Here is a 15,863-nt window from a genome sequence, read left to right as displayed (position 1 = left end):
GATCTGGGCGTAGCCCTTGGCTTCGCCACCGAACTTGCGGGACAGGATCGTGGTGATAGCAGCTGTCAGCGTGGTCTTGCCATGGTCAACGTGACCAATCGTGCCAACGTTTACGTGCGGTTTTGTCCGCGCAAACTTTTCCTTTGCCATTTTACTAATTCCTTGATTTTCTGAATTCAGTAGTTATAGCCCGGCAATATGCGCCGGGCTACGCACAATTACTTTTTGTTAGCCATGATCGCGTCGGCAACGTGCTTCGGTGCTTGCGAGTAGTGCTTGAACTCCATGGAGTACGTAGCACGACCCTGCGACATCGAACGCAGCGTAGTCGAATAACCGAACATTTCCGACAGTGGCACTTCAACCTTGACCATCTTGCCACCGGCCGGGTTGTCATCCATACCCTGGATGATACCGCGACGGGAGGACAGATCGCCCATGATGTCGCCCATGTATTCTTCCGGTGTTTCGATTTCCACGGCCATCATCGGCTCGAGGATAACGGCACCGGCACGACGCATTGCTTCTTTGAACGCCAGCGAGCCGGCCAGTTCAAACGCGATTTGCGACGAGTCAACATCATGGTACGAACCAAAGGTCAGGCGCACGGAAACGTCGACCACCGGGAAGCCAGCCAAAACACCAGCCTTGAGCGTGTTCTGGATACCCTTGTCCACCGACGGGATGAATTCGCGAGGAATCGTACCACCCTTGATTTCGTCGAAGAACTGGTAACCCTTGCCTTCGCCCGAAGGTTCGACAGTGATCACGCAATGGCCGTACTGACCCTTACCACCGGACTGCTTGGCGTGCTTGCCTTCGATATCCTTCGCCACTTGGGTGATGGTTTCGCGGTAAGCAACTTGCGGAGCGCCAACGTTGGCTTCAACGCCGAACTCACGCTTCATGCGGTCAACCAGAATTTCCAGGTGAAGCTCACCCATACCGGAAATGATGGTTTGGCCCGATTCTTCATCAGTACGCACGCGGAACGAAGGATCTTCCTTGGCCAGGCGGTTCAGGGCAACGCCCATCTTTTCCTGGTCAGCCTTGGTCTTCGGCTCCACAGCAACGTGAATAACCGGCTCAGGGAAAATCATGCGCTCAAGAATGATCGGAGCATCGAGTGCACACAGGGTTTCACCTGTGGTCACGTCCTTCAGGCCAATCGCAGCAGCGATATCGCCAGCATGGACTTCTTCGATTTCCTTACGATCGTTAGCGTGCATCTGCACGATACGACCGATACGCTCTTTACGGTCTTTCACCGAGTTCAGAACGGAATCACCTTGCTTGACCACGCCAGAATAGACACGGAAGAAGGTCAATTGACCAACGTACGGGTCATTCATCAGCTTGAATGCCAGCGCCGAGAACGGTGCAGTATCCGAAGGCTCACGCGAAGTCGGTTGTTCACGATCATCCGTACCGGCAACGGCAGGAATATCAACCGGCGACGGCAGGAATTCGATCACGGCGTCGAGCATGCGTTGCACGCCCTTGTTCTTGAACGCGGTACCGCAAAGCATTGGCTGGATTTCGCAAGCCAGCGTACGAGCACGGATGGCCTGAACGATTTCTTCTTCGGTCAGAGTACCTTCTTCAAGGTACTTGTTCATCAGTTCTTCGTTGGCTTCAGCAGCGGACTCGACCAGCTTTTCACGCCATTCTTCAGCGAGGGACTGCAGATCGGCCGGGATGTTGCGGTATTCAAACTTCATACCTTGCGAAGCTTCATCCCAGTAAATGGCTTGCATCTTGACCAGATCAACCACGCCTTCAAACTTGTCTTCTGCACCGATAGGAATAACAACCGGTACAGGATTAGCTTTCAGACGAGTCTTCATCTGCTCAACAACGCGGAAGAAGTTGGCACCTTGACGGTCCATCTTGTTCACGAACGCCAGACGCGGAACCTTGTACTTGTTAGCTTGACGCCAAACAGTTTCAGATTGCGGCTGAACGCCACCGACCGCGCAATAAACCATACACGCGCCATCAAGAACACGCATGGAACGCTCAACTTCAATCGTGAAGTCAACGTGACCCGGGGTGTCAATGATGTTGAAGCGGTGTTCCTGGAACTGCATACCCATACCTTTCCAGAAGGTAGTGGTAGCAGCCGAGGTAATGGTAATGCCGCGCTCTTGCTCTTGCTCCATCCAGTCCATGGTGGCAGCGCCGTCGTGAACTTCACCAATTTTGTGGTTCACTCCGGTGTAGAACAGAATGCGCTCAGTCGTGGTGGTCTTGCCTGCATCGATGTGAGCGGAAATACCAATGTTACGGTAACGCTCAATGGGGGTATTACGAGCCACGATGTTTTCCTTAAGCTTTTTGCGTTAGAAGCGGTAGTGAGCGAACGCCTTGTTCGCTTCTGCCATGCGGTGCACTTCGTCACGCTTCTTCATCGCGCCGCCGCGGCCTTCAGCCGCATCGAGCAGTTCACCGGCCAGACGCAGATCCATGGACTTTTCACCACGTTTGCGAGCCGCGTCACGCACCCAGCGCATCGCCAATGCCAAACGACGGCTAGGACGGACTTCGACTGGCACCTGGTAGTTGGCACCACCGACGCGACGGCTCTTAACCTCGACGATCGGTTTTGCGTTGTTGATCGCAGCCGAGAACACTTCCAGCGCAGACTTGCCGGTTTTCTTCTCGATCTGGGCCAGGGCACCGTAGATGATGCCTTCAGCAACGGCTTTCTTGCCGTCGATCATTACAACGTTCATGAATTTGGTCAGTTCCTGCGAACCGAACTTAGGATCCGGCAACACTTCGCGTTTCGGAACTTCTCTGCGTCTAGGCATAATATTACTTCCTTAATGTGACATTCAGTCGGGGAACTCAATCCCCACAGCCGCCCATGGGAGCGACCACTTACTCGACGGCTTTTATCTTGTGCGCCGCCGACCACACAAACCTTACGCCTTAGGGCGCTTGGCACCGTACTTGGAACGGGACTGCTTACGATCTTTAACACCTGCGGTATCGAGAGAACCGCGCACAGTGTGGTAACGCACACCTGGCAAATCCTTCACACGACCGCCGCGGATCAGCACAACACTGTGTTCTTGCAGGTTGTGGCCTTCACCACCGATGTACGAAATCACTTCGAAGCCGTTGGTCAGACGCACTTTGCAAACTTTACGCAGCGCGGAGTTCGGCTTCTTAGGTGTTGTGGTGTACACACGGGTGCATACGCCACGCTTTTGAGGGCAGGCTTCGAGCGCAGGAACTTTGCTCTTGACCACTTCCTTCTCGCGGCCCTTGCGGACCAGCTGATTGATAGTTGGCATTGTAAAAACTTCCTTGAGTTTACATCCCCTTGCGGGGCCTTTTTCTGGCCGCCCGACCATAAAAATCGAGCCGCCAAATGAAGCTAGCGACGCCCAGAAATACTGAGCGTCGCCAGAAAAGACCAAGATTGTAGAAAAATCAAGTCTTTGTCGTCAAGTGTTACTCTGACGATGAACGGTTACAGCGTGTCGCCAGACCCTGCAGTTGCGAAGGCTGCCTCAGCTGCAGCCAGCTCTGCTGAAGGTTCTCCGGCCACCGGGGCTGCCGCCGCACGCTTGCGCGAACGGTGATAAGCCAGACCGGTACCAGCCGGAATCAGACGACCCACAATCACGTTTTCCTTCAAACCGCGCAGATCATCGATCTTGCCCATGATCGCAGCTTCGGTCAGAACACGCGTTGTTTCCTGGAACGAAGCGGCCGAAATGAACGAGTCGGTCGACAACGATGCCTTGGTAATACCCAGCAAGATGTTGTCATACGAAGCGGGTTGCTTGCCTTCAGCGACCATGCGGTCGTTGATGGTCAGCACTTCAGCACGTTCAATCTGCTCACCCAGAATCAAGCCGGTATCACCTGCGGCGGAGACCACAACACGACGCAGCATCTGCCGAACGATCACCTCGATGTGCTTGTCGTTAATCTTCACACCTTGCAGACGGTAAACTTCCTGCACTTCCTGGACGATGTAGCGAGCCAGCGCTTCAATACCTTGCAGACGCAAGATGTCATGCGGATCGATCGAGCCGTCAACGATGGTTTCACCGCGGTTCACAACCTGACCATCATGCACCATGACGTGCTTGTCTTTCGGGATCAGGTATTCGTGCGCCAGACCTTCCAGATCGGTAATGACCAGACGTTGCTTGCCCTTGGTGTCCTTACCGAACGAAACGGTACCGGTCACTTCAGCCAGCATACCGGCATCTTTCGGCGAACGGGCTTCGAACAGCTCGGCAACACGCGGCAGACCACCGGTAATATCGCGAGTCTTGGCAGTTTCTTGCGGAATACGCGCAATCACTTCACCCACACCCACAACCTGACCGTCCTTCACGGTAATGATCGAGCCGACCTGGAAGGTAATCGTCACCGGTGTTTCGGTGCCGGTCAGCTTCACATCGCGACCTTGCTCGTCCATCAGCCGCACCATTGGGCGCACGCCCTTGGTGTTGCCAGCCTTACGCTTCGGATCGATAACCACCAGAGTCGACAGGCCGGTTACATCATCAACCTGCTTGACCACGGTCGCGCCTTCTTCGACGTTGTCGAAGCGGATTTGACCAGCGTACTCGGTAATAACCGGACGGGTGTGTGGATCCCACGTACCCAGAACGCTACCTGCCTTGACCGGAGCACCGTCCTTAACCAGCAGGGTGGCACCGTACGGCACCTTGTGGCGTTCGCGCTCACGACCGGCATCATCCAGCACCAGAACTTCGGCCGAACGCGCCATGATCAGTTGCTCGCCCTTGGTGTTGGTCACGTAACGCATGTTGGCGCTGTACGCGATCTTACCGTTCGACTTGGTTTCAACCTGGCTAGCTGCTGCCGCCCGCGATGCCGCACCACCGATGTGGAACGTACGCATGGTCAACTGGGTACCCGGCTCACCGATCGACTGTGCAGCGATAACGCCGACAGCTTCGCCAGTGTTCACGCGGTAACCACGACCCAGATCGCGACCGTAGCAAGATGCGCACAGGCCGTAACGGGTTTCGCAAGTCAACGGAGTGCGTACACGCACCTCGTCGACGCCCATGGCATCAATCTGGTCAACTTCGTCTTCACCCAGGATGGTACCGGCTTCAATTGCCGTTTCCTGGCTGGACGGGTCAACTACGTCAACCGCTGCTACGCGACCCAGAATACGGTCACGCAATGCTTCGATCACATCACCGCCCTGCACAACCGCCTTCATGGTCACGCCGTTCTTGGTGCCGCAATCTTCTTCGGTCACAACCAAGTCTTGCGTCACGTCAACCAGACGACGTGTCAGGTAACCCGAATTCGCAGTTTTCAATGCGGTATCGGCCAGACCTTTACGAGCACCGTGCGTCGAGTTGAAGTACTGCAGAACGGTCAGGCCTTCACGGAAGTTGGTGGTAATCGGTGTCTCGATAATCGAGCCATCCGGCTTGGCCATCAAACCCCGCATACCTGCCAACTGACGAATCTGCGCTGCAGAACCCCGGGCGCCGGAGTCAGCCATCATGTACAGCGAGTTGAAGGACTCTTGATCGACTTCCTTGCCTTCGCCGTTAATGACTTTCTCTTTACCCAACTGCTCCATCATCGCCTTGGCGATCTGGTCACCGGCACGACCCCAGATATCAACAACCTTGTTGTAACGCTCGCCCTGGGTAACCAGACCGGAGCTGTACTGTTGTTCGATTTCCTTCACTTCGGAGTGTGCTGCAGCCAGCAGTTCAATTTTCTTGGCCGGGATCAGCATGTCATCGACGCAAATCGACACACCACCACGCGTGGAGTACGCGAAACCGGTGTACATCAATTGGTCAGCAAACACGACAGTGTCTTTCAGACCGCAACGACGGAACGATGCATTGATCAAACGACCAATTTCTTTCTTTTTCAGCGACTTGTTGATGTAGCTGAAGTCCAGGCCCTTAGGCAAGATTTCCGACAGGATGGCACGGCCGACGGTAGTCTCGCGACGCACCATCTTGCTTTGCCACTCACCGCCCTCGTCCTTGAACCATTCTTTCAGGCGCACGGAAACGCGCGACTGCAGGGTTACAACCTTGTTCTCGTAAGCGCGCTGGGCTTCTTTCACATCGATAAACGACATGCCTTCACCTGCAGCATTCACCGCTTCGCGAGTCATGTAGTACAGACCCAGCACAATATCCTGCGACGGCACAATGATCGGCTCGCCGTTGGCTGGCGACAGCACGTTATTGGAGGCCAGCATCAGCGTGCGGGCTTCCATTTGCGCTTCCAGCGACAACGGAACGTGGACAGCCATCTGGTCACCGTCAAAGTCGGCGTTGAAGGCCGCGCAAACGAGTGGATGCAGTTGGATTGCCTTGCCTTCGATCAGAACCGGCTCGAACGCCTGAATGCCCAAACGGTGCAGCGTAGGCGCACGGTTCAGCAGAATCGGATGTTCGCGGATCACTTCTTCCAGAATGTCCCACACCACCGCTTCTTGCGATTCGACCATTTTCTTGGCCGCTTTGATGGTGGTAGCCAAGCCCATGACTTCCAGACGATGGAAGATGAACGGCTTGAACAGCTCCAGTGCCATCAGTTTCGGCAAGCCACACTGATGCAGACGCAGGTATGGACCCACGGTAATAACCGAACGACCCGAGTAGTCAACGCGCTTACCCAGCAAGTTCTGACGGAAACGACCGCCCTTACCCTTGATCATGTCAGCCAGCGACTTCAGCGGACGCTTGTTGGCGCCAGTCATAGCCTTACCGCGACGACCGTTATCCAGCAGCGAATCAACGGACTCTTGCAACATGCGCTTTTCGTTGCGCACGATAATATCCGGCGCGCGCAATTCCAGCAGACGCTTCAGACGGTTGTTCCGGTTGATCACGCGACGATACAGATCATTCAGATCAGAGGTCGCGAAACGGCCACCATCCAGCGGCACCAGCGGACGCAGTTCTGGCGGCAGCACTGGCAGTACTTCCAGCACCATCCAGTCCGGCTTGATGCCCGACTTGTGGAATGCCTCGAGCACTTTCAGACGCTTGGCGATCTTCTTGATCTTGGTTTCGGACGAGGTCGATTCGAGTTCGGCACGCAGGGTGGCGATTTCGTTGTCGGCATCCAGATTGCGCAGCAGTTCACGGATACCTTCCGCTCCCATCAACGCCACGAATTCGTCGCCGTACTCTTCAACCTTGTCGAAGTAGTCTTCTTCGGTCAGCAGTTGACCGCGCTGCAGCGGGGTCATACCCGGCTCAGTCACGATGAATGCTTCGAAATACAGAACACGTTCGATATCGCGCAGGGCGATATCCAGCACCATACCCAGACGCGACGGCAGGCTCTTCAGGAACCAGATGTGCGCGACTGGGCTAGCCAGTTCAATGTGGCCCATGCGTTCACGGCGAACTTTGGACAGCGTGACTTCAACGCCGCACTTTTCGCAGATCACACCACGGTGCTTCAGACGCTTGTACTTACCGCACAAGCATTCGTAATCTTTGATTGGCCCGAAAATACGAGCGCAAAACAGACCATCGCGTTCAGGCTTGAACGTACGATAGTTGATGGTTTCCGGCTTCTTCACTTCACCATAGGACCACGAACGGATTTTCTCCGGCGACGCCAGACCAATCTTGATCGCGTCAAATTCTTCGTCCTGAGTGACTTGCTTGAAGAGTTCGAGTAAGCCTTTCATCTCTATCTTTCTCCTGTGAGGGTGAGGAAGTCAGGTGTGAGGTACCTGCTCGCAATCCGCGGCGGGCACCCCTCACACCTCACATGGTTCAGTTCGTTTCCAGATCGATATCAATACCAAGCGAGCGGATTTCCTTCACCAACACATTGAAGGATTCCGGCATGCCGGCGTCGATACGGTGGTCGCCCTTGACGATGTTCTCGTAGACCTTGGTCCGGCCGTTCACATCATCAGACTTCACAGTCAGCATTTCCTGCAGGGTGTACGCCGCGCCGTATGCTTCCAGTGCCCAAACTTCCATTTCCCCGAAGCGCTGACCACCGAACTGGGCTTTACCACCCAGCGGCTGTTGCGTTACCAGCGAGTACGGACCAGTGGAACGGGCATGCATCTTGTCATCAACCAGGTGATGCAGTTTCAGATAGTGCATGACACCGACGGATACCTTACGTTCAAACGGCTCACCTGTGCGGCCATCAAACAGCTGCATCTGGGTCTTGCTCGAATTGAAGTCCAGCAGTTGCGTGCGTGGGTCTTCATCCGGGTAAGCCAGTTCCAGCATAGTGTGGATTTCGCTTTCCTTCGCGCCATCAAACACCGGGCTGGCAAACGCCATCCCCTTACGCAGACCACCGGCCAGACGCAGGACTTCGTTATCAGCCAGACCAGCAATGTCTTCTTGCTTGCCGGTCGAGTTGTAGATCTTGTCCAGGTATTCGCGCACTTCGGCCACAGCGCGTTGTTCACGCAGCATGTTGTCGATACGCTGACCAATACCTTTGGCCGCCCAACCGAGGTGGACTTCCAGAATCTGGCCAATGTTCATCCGCGACGGCACGCCCAGCGGGTTCAGCACGATATCTACAGTTGTACCATCAGCCATGTATGGCAGATCTTCAACCGGCAGAATCTTCGAAACCACACCCTTGTTACCGTGACGACCGGCCATCTTGTCGCCTGGTTGCAGGCGGCGCTTCACGGCCACGTACACCTTGACCATCTTGATCACGCCTGGCGGCAGTTCATCGCCCTGCGTGAGCTTGCGCTTCTTGTCTTCAAAGCGAAGATCAAAGTCGGCCTTCATTTGCGCAACCAGATCTTTCATCGACTCCAGTTGGCGGGCAGCATCTTCATCAGCCAGACGAATATCGAACCAGTCTTGACGCGGGGTCAGATCGGCCAGGTATTCCCTGGTGATTTCAGCGCCCTTGGCCAGACGCTTCGGACCGCCGTTCACAACCTTACCAACGATCATGCGCTCAATACGCTCGAACAAGTCGTTTTCAACGATACGCAGTTGATCGTTCAAGTCAGTGCGATAGCGACGCAGTTGCTCATCGATAATGGCTTGGGCACGCTTGTCGCGCTCCACGCCTTCACGAGTAAACACCTGCACGTCGATCACGGTACCGGTCATGCCTGAAGGCACGCGCAGCGAAGTGTCTTTAACGTCAGACGCTTTTTCACCGAAGATGGCGCGCAGCAGCTTTTCTTCTGGTGTCAGCTGGGTTTCACCCTTAGGTGTTACCTTGCCGACCAGCACGTCGCCGGCTTCAACTTCAGCCCCGATGTAAACCACACCGGACTCATCCAGACGGCCCAGCATGCGCTCGGACAGATTGGAAATATCACGGGTAATTTCTTCAGGCCCGAGCTTGGTATCACGCGCCATCACCGAAAGTTCTTCGATATGGATCGAGGTGTAGCGATCTTCTGCAACCACCTTCTCGGAGATCAAGATCGAATCTTCGAAGTTGTAACCGTTCCACGGCATGAACGCGATGGTCATGTTCTGACCCAGCGCCATTTCGCCCAGATCGGTCGAAGCGCCATCGGCAATCACATCGCCCTTGGCAATGCGGTCGCCACGCTCAACAACCGGACGCTGGTTGATGTTGGTGTTCTGGTTGGAACGGGTGAATTTGGTCAGGTTGTAGATATCTACACCGGTTTCACCTGCAGGCGTTTCATCATCGTTCACACGAATAACGATACGCGTTGCATCGACAAAGTCGACCACGCCGCCGCGCAGTGCCGCTACAGCCGTACCCGAGTCAACCGCACAAGTGCGTTCGATACCGGTACCAACCATTGGCTTTTCAGCGCGCAGGCAAGGTACAGCCTGACGTTGCATGTTCGAACCCATCAACGCACGGTTCGCATCATCGTGTTCCAGGAACGGAATCAGCGAAGCCGCAACCGACACGATCTGGCTTGGCGCCACGTCCATGTACTGCACGCGATCCGGCGTGGCGATAATGGTTTCGCCATGTTCACGGCAAGTGACCATGTCATCAATCAAAGTACCGGCAGCGTCCAGCTCGGCGTTAGCCTGAGCAATAACGTACTTGCCTTCTTCAATCGCGGACAGGTATTCGATCTGGTCGGTCACCTTGCTGTCGATCACTTTGCGATACGGCGTCTCAAGGAAACCGTATTCGTTGGTGCGAGCGTAGCAAGACAACGAGTTAATCAGACCAATGTTCGGGCCTTCCGGTGTTTCAATCGGGCAAACACGACCGTAGTGAGTCGGATGCACGTCACGCACTTCAAAGCCAGCACGTTCACGAGTCAAACCACCTGGGCCCAGAGCAGAAACACGACGCTTGTGCGTGATTTCCGAGAGCGGGTTGGTCTGGTCCATAAACTGCGACAGTTGCGACGAACCGAAGAACTCTTTGATTGCGGCCGAAACCGGCTTGGCATTGATCAGGTCATGCGGCATCAGGTTGTCGGATTCGGCTTGCGACAGACGTTCTTTGACCGCGCGCTCAACCCGCACCAGACCGGCACGGAACTGGTTCTCGGCCAATTCGCCAACTGAACGCACACGACGGTTACCCAAGTGATCGATATCGTCCACTTCGCCACGGCCGTTACGCAGTTCGATCAGGATGCCGATCACAGCGATGATGTCGTCAACCGACAGAATGCCGTGGCCTTCCAGACCTTGCGGACCAACGCGTTCGTAGAACTTGCGTTGCCAGCCCGGTGCTTTTTCTTCCAGACGATCGGGATAAGCGCGACGGTTGAACTTCATGCGGCCCACAGCCGACAGATCGTAGCGATCTTCAGTGAAGAACAAACCGCGGAACAGTGCTTCCACTGCATCTTCGGTCGGCGGCTCACCAGGACGCATCATGCGATAGATGGCAACCTTGGCAGCGTACTGGTCAGCGACGTCGTCATTGCGCAAGCTGGCAGCAATGTACGCGCCTTGATCCAGGTCGTTGATGTACAGCACGCGCACTTCTGGCACGCCTGCTTGATCAAACTTGATGACGGTTTCTTCAGTAATCTCGTCATTACCACGCAGGATGATTTCACCGGTTTCCGGGTGAACCACGTTGTGCGCAGCAACGCGACCGATCAGGAAGTCTACCGGCACGGCCAGTTGCTTCAGACCAGCAGTCTGGATATCGCGAATACTCTTGGCGGTAATGCGCTTGTCTTTCTGGACCAGCACCTTGCCGTCTTCAGCAACGATATCAAACTTTGCAACGTCACCCTTCAGGCGTTCCGGCACCAGCTCCATGAACAGGCCGTCTTTGCCCATACGGAAGGTGTCGGTGTCATAGAACTCTTCCAGCATGCGTTCTGGCGTGTAACCCAGCGCCTTGAGCAGGATGGAAACCGGCATCTTGCGACGACGGTCGATCCGGAAGAACAGCAAGTCCTTCGGGTCGAACTCGAAGTCCAGCCACGAGCCGCGGTACGGAATAATCCGTGCCGAGAACAGTAGCTTGCCCGAGCTGTGAGTCTTGCCCTTGTCGTGCTCAAAGAACACGCCCGGCGAGCGGTGCAGCTGCGACACAATGACACGCTCGGTGCCGTTGATCACAAACGAACCGTTACGTGTCATCAGCGGGATTTCGCCGAAGTACACGTCTTGTTCTTTAACTTCCTTGACGGTCGGCTTGGCTGCTTCGCGATCCATGATCACAAGGCGAACACGCGCACGCAAAGGCGCAGCAAACGTGATACCACGCTGCTGACATTCGATCACGTCAAACGGTGGCTCGCCCAGAACATAATGGACGAACTCAAGACGCGCATTCTCGTTGTGCGACACAATCGGAAAAATGGATGTGAACGCAGCCTGAAGGCCGACAACGGTACGGTCGGCAATCGCAGTGCCCAACTGAATGAACTCGTTATACGAGTCAATCTGGGTAGCCAGCAAGAACGGAACGTCGAGAACGTTCGCGCGCTTTGCAAAGCTCTTACGAATGCGTTTCTTCTCAGTGAACGAGTAATTCATACTCACAAGCTCTCCATGGAGTAAGGCGCAGAAGACAAACCGCAAATCGCAGCCCGCCACTAGCCGGGTAAAACGGTTTCCGGTTTATCAACTGCGTTGCACCGCCCGGAATGGGCAGTTATCAACAGCCAAAAACTCGATTTCAACAAACGCAAAAGGGCAGGCGGATTACTCCGCCTGCCTTTACAAACGTCCAGAGGACGATTACTTCACCTCGGCAGTAGCGCCAGCCTCAACCAGTTTCTTCTGGATGGCTTCAGCGTCAGCCTTGGCAACGCCTTCCTTAACTGGCTTCGGTGCGCCGTCAACCAGGTCTTTAGCTTCTTTCAGGCCCAGACCAGTTACTTCACGCACAACCTTAATAACAGCAACCTTCTGAGCACCAGCGCCAGTCAGGATAACGTCAAATTCGGTCTTTTCTTCAACGGCAGCAGCAGCGCCGGCGCCAGCAGGACCAGCAACTGCAACAGCAGCAGCGGAAACGCCAAACTTTTCTTCGAACGCCTTAACCAGGTCGTTCAGTTCCATAACGGTCAAGCCAGCAACGGCTTCGAGGATATCTTCTTTGGACAATGCCATTTGGTAATACTCCTGAAATTCTTGAATTGAATCGAAATCGGGTTAAACAGCTTCTGCTTCGGCCGGAGCTTCTGCAGCAGGCGCGGAACCGCCTTGCTTTTCTGCCAGAGCAGCCAGGGCGCGGGCGAAGCCAGCAACCGGTGCTTTCATGACATACAGCAGCTTCGACAGGAGTTCTTCGCGGCTCGGGATCGATGCGAGGGCGGCAACGCCAGCAGCATCCAGTACCTGACCGTCATAAGAACCCGCCTTGACAACGATCTTGTCATCTTTCTTGGCGAAGTCGTTCAACACCTTGGCTGCAGCAACCGGGTCTTCGGAAATACCGTAAACCAGCGGGCCGACCATATGGTCAGCCAGACCGGCAAACGGTGTACCTTCAACCGCGCGGCGTGCCAGTGTGTTCTTCAGAACACGCAGATACACGCCAGACTCACGAGCCTGCTTGCGCAGGCGAGTCATGCTGGCAACCTCGATCCCGCGATACTCGGCAACGATGAGCGTTTGAGCTTTGGCAACTTCTGCCGAAATCTCAGCTACAACGGCCTTCTTGTCTTCGAGATTGAGACTCAAGGTCTACCTCCATTTGCTATGTACAGGCACGGAAAACCCCGTACCTCCAATCAAACGGCGACCAGTCCATCAGGAGCCCATCCGCGAACGGATGGAAAAACCATGATTTATTGGGACCACCGTCTGCGCAGGATAAAGACCTGTTACAGCCAGCCTTTCATTAAGCAACTTGCGTCGCACCTGCGGTCTTTGACATTCCCGACCGGACAAGCCGGTCAGGCCCAAAGTTCTTTAAGCGACGAGCGAAGCGGTATCGACGCGAACGCCAACACCCATCGTGCTCGATACAGCGATCTTCTTCAGGTAAACACCCTTGGATGCAGCAGGCTTGGCCTTTTGCAGAGCGTCAACCAGTGCAGCCAGATTCGCACGCAGATCAGCAGCTTCAAACGAAGCGCGACCGATAGTAGCGTGAACGATACCAGCCTTGTCAGTACGATATTGAACCTGACCAGCCTTGGCGTTCTTCACAGCCTCAGCAACGTTAGGTGTCACAGTGCCCACTTTCGGGTTAGGCATCAGGCCACGCGGACCGAGGATCTGACCCAGTTGACCAACGATACGCATTGCATCCGGGGAAGCAATAACGACGTCGAAGTCCATGTTGCCGGCCTTGATCGATTCAGCCAGATCTTCGAAACCAACGATCTCTGCACCAGCTGCCTTGGCGGCTTCAGCGTTTGCACCTTGCGTAAACACAGCAACGCGCACCGACTTGCCGGTGCCCTTAGGCAGAACAACCGAACCACGAACAACCTGGTCCGACTTACGTGCATCGATGCCCAGATTTACGGACACGTCGATGGATTCGTTGAACTTGGCAGTTGCAGCGCCCTTCACGAGACCGATAGCCTCATCAATTGCGTACAGCTTGTTACGATCAACACTGGCCTTCAGAGCCGCCAGACGCTTGGAAATCTTAGCCATTTACACGCCCTCCACTTCAAGACCCATGGAGCGAGCGGAACCGGCGAGAATACGCACGGCTGCATCCAGGCTACCAGCTGTCAAATCAGCTTGTTTGGTCTTGACGATTTCTTCAAGTTGAGCGCGAGTCACTTTACCAACCTTGTCGGTATGTGGCTTCGGCGAACCCTTGGTGATGCCAGCAGCTTTCTTCAGCAGAATAGTTGCGGGCGGGCTCTTCATCACGAAGGTGAAGGACTTGTCTGCAAAAGCAGTAATTACAACTGGAATCGGCAGGCCAGGCTCAATACCTTGAGTCTGTGCGTTGAACGCCTTGCAGAATTCCATAATGTTCAGACCACGCTGACCAAGAGCCGGGCCAATAGGAGGCGACGGATTGGCTTTACCAGCGGGCACTTGCAGCTTGATGTAGCCGACAATTTTCTTTGCCATGATACTTCTCCAAAATGGGTATAACGCGAATTGCTTCGCTCCCCGAAGGCGCCCTTGCGGGCACCACTACTGCAAACCGAAACGGCGATTAAACCTTTTCGACCTGCCCAAAATCCACATCAACCGGTGTAGCGCGACCAAAGATCAACACCGACACTTTCAGACGACTCTTGTCGTAATCGATGTCTTCAACGGTTGCATTGAAATCTGCAAACGGGCCATCCGTAACGCGAAGGATTTCACCCACCTCAAACAGAACCTTGGGTTTGGGCTTTTCTACACCTTCCTGCATCTGATGCAGGATGGCATCCACTTCACGCTGCGTGATCGGCGCCGGACGATTGCCGGAACCACCCACAAAACCGGTTACCTTGGGAGTAGATTTCACCAAGTGCCAGGTTTCATCGGTCATATCCATTTCCACCAGCACGTAGCCAGGGAAGAATTTACGCTCGGTGAGCGCCTTGCGCCCATCCTTGATTTCCATCACCTCTTCGACCGGAACCAGAATCTGGCCGAACATATGCTGGACACCAGCGCGCTCAATGCGCTCTTTCAGCGCTTTTTGAACACTTTTTTCAAAGCCGGAATAGGCGTGTACCACATACCAACGCATAGCCATTCAAACACCTCGCCAGCGGTTACTTACGCCCAAGAATCACGTCGTAGAACATCCACGCGAGACCTGAATCCACAGCCCACATAAACAATGCGAGCACGCCCACGAACAAAAAGACAATCCCGGTCACTTGCCAGGTTTCTTTTCGCGTGGGCCAAACCACTTTTTGCGCTTCCTTGACCGAGTCGCGGGCATAGTCCACGAAATCCCGACCAGGCTGCGAAAACCAGACAGTGGCAGCAGCAAGCAAGAGCCCCGCAATTACGGCCAAAACACGTAACGCGCCCTGATTGGCAGGCACGAGGTAAAACCCGGCCACACCGATAGCCACCAACACTACAGCAGCCGTCACTTTTATTTTATCGACGCTTTCCATGAGCCTGCTTATCTGGACTACAAAATAAAATAGAGCCGTTCCCCACTGGAAACGGCCCCAAAACTAAACCGTGGCAGGCGAGGAGGGTTTCGAACCCCCAACCCCCGGTTTTGGAGACCGGTGCTCTACCAATTGAGCTACTCGCCTACGGGGAAAGGGCGGAATTATAAACTACTCCACCCTTAATTGTGAAGCCTCTTACTCAAGAACCTTGGCAACCACACCGGCGCCAACGGTACGGCCACCTTCGCGGATCGCGAAGCGCAGGCCTTGTTCCATAGCGATCGGTGCAATCAGGGCAACAGTGATGGTCACGTTGTCACCTGGCATCACCATTTCAGTACCTTCCGGCAGGCTGATCGCGCCAGTCACGTCGGTAGTACGGAAGTAGAACTGCGGACGGTAGTTG

Annotated in this window: 12 protein-coding genes, 1 tRNA gene and 1 pseudogene; all 14 read right to left on the bottom strand. The window is 54.9% G+C overall.

The window, feature by feature from the left end; translation table 11 throughout:
- Positions 1–150 (bottom strand): GTP-binding protein (locus P4L78_RS22735; protein ID WP_309330956.1); only part of this gene is annotated, 150 nt, incomplete at its 3' end.
- Positions 151–218: 68 nt separating this feature from the next.
- Entirely contained in the window at positions 219–2,318 is a 2,100-nt protein-coding gene (fusA, locus tag P4L78_RS22730) for an elongation factor G (protein ID WP_309330961.1), read from the bottom strand.
- Positions 2,319–2,342: 24 nt separating this feature from the next.
- Positions 2,343–2,813 (bottom strand): 30S ribosomal protein S7, encoded by a 471-nt coding sequence (rpsG, locus tag P4L78_RS22725; RefSeq protein WP_283148200.1) that lies wholly within the window; start codon positions 2,811–2,813, stop codon positions 2,343–2,345.
- A gap of 114 nt (positions 2,814–2,927) precedes the next feature.
- Positions 2,928–3,302, bottom strand: coding sequence for a 30S ribosomal protein S12 (rpsL, locus tag P4L78_RS22720; RefSeq protein ID WP_053938749.1), 375 nt, complete (start codon positions 3,300–3,302; stop codon positions 2,928–2,930).
- Between the two features lie 179 nt (positions 3,303–3,481).
- Positions 3,482–7,687, bottom strand: a complete 4,206-nt coding sequence (gene rpoC / locus P4L78_RS22715) for a DNA-directed RNA polymerase subunit beta' (RefSeq protein WP_283148199.1) — start codon at positions 7,685–7,687, stop codon at positions 3,482–3,484.
- Between the two features lie 88 nt (positions 7,688–7,775).
- Positions 7,776–11,948, bottom strand: coding sequence for a DNA-directed RNA polymerase subunit beta (rpoB, locus tag P4L78_RS22710; protein WP_309330958.1), 4,173 nt, complete (start codon positions 11,946–11,948; stop codon positions 7,776–7,778).
- Between the two features lie 204 nt (positions 11,949–12,152).
- On the bottom strand, positions 12,153–12,527 hold the full coding sequence (gene rplL, locus P4L78_RS22705; RefSeq protein ID WP_283148197.1) for a 50S ribosomal protein L7/L12: 375 nt from the start codon (positions 12,525–12,527) through the stop codon (positions 12,153–12,155).
- A gap of 42 nt (positions 12,528–12,569) precedes the next feature.
- A complete protein-coding gene (gene rplJ, locus P4L78_RS22700) occupies positions 12,570–13,100 on the bottom strand; it encodes a 50S ribosomal protein L10 (protein WP_283148196.1) in 531 nt (176 codons plus the stop codon).
- Positions 13,101–13,331: 231 nt separating this feature from the next.
- The gene (gene rplA / locus P4L78_RS22695; RefSeq protein ID WP_283148195.1) at positions 13,332–14,027 is read right to left on the bottom strand and encodes a 50S ribosomal protein L1; all 696 of its coding nucleotides are present in this window, start codon (positions 14,025–14,027) and stop codon (positions 13,332–13,334) included.
- A complete protein-coding gene (gene rplK / locus P4L78_RS22690) occupies positions 14,028–14,459 on the bottom strand; it encodes a 50S ribosomal protein L11 (protein ID WP_283148194.1) in 432 nt (143 codons plus the stop codon).
- 88 nt (positions 14,460–14,547) lie between these two features.
- A complete protein-coding gene (gene nusG, locus P4L78_RS22685; protein ID WP_283148193.1) occupies positions 14,548–15,081 on the bottom strand; it encodes a transcription termination/antitermination protein NusG in 534 nt (177 codons plus the stop codon).
- A 19-nt stretch (positions 15,082–15,100) separates the two neighbouring features.
- On the bottom strand, positions 15,101–15,466 hold the full coding sequence (secE, locus tag P4L78_RS22680) for a preprotein translocase subunit SecE (protein WP_283151448.1): 366 nt from the start codon (positions 15,464–15,466) through the stop codon (positions 15,101–15,103).
- Between the two features lie 59 nt (positions 15,467–15,525).
- Positions 15,526–15,601: transfer RNA gene (locus P4L78_RS22675), tRNA-Trp, on the bottom strand.
- Between the two features lie 51 nt (positions 15,602–15,652).
- Positions 15,653–15,863: pseudogene (gene tuf / locus P4L78_RS22670) on the bottom strand (elongation factor Tu); the annotation flags it as partial.

Source organism: Silvimonas sp. (assembly GCF_031291215.1).
GTDB classification, from domain to species: Bacteria; Pseudomonadota; Gammaproteobacteria; order Burkholderiales; family Chitinibacteraceae; genus Silvimonas; species Silvimonas soli.
The sequence above is the reverse complement of the archived record's forward strand: the minus strand, read 5'-3'. Positions and strand labels throughout refer to the sequence as shown.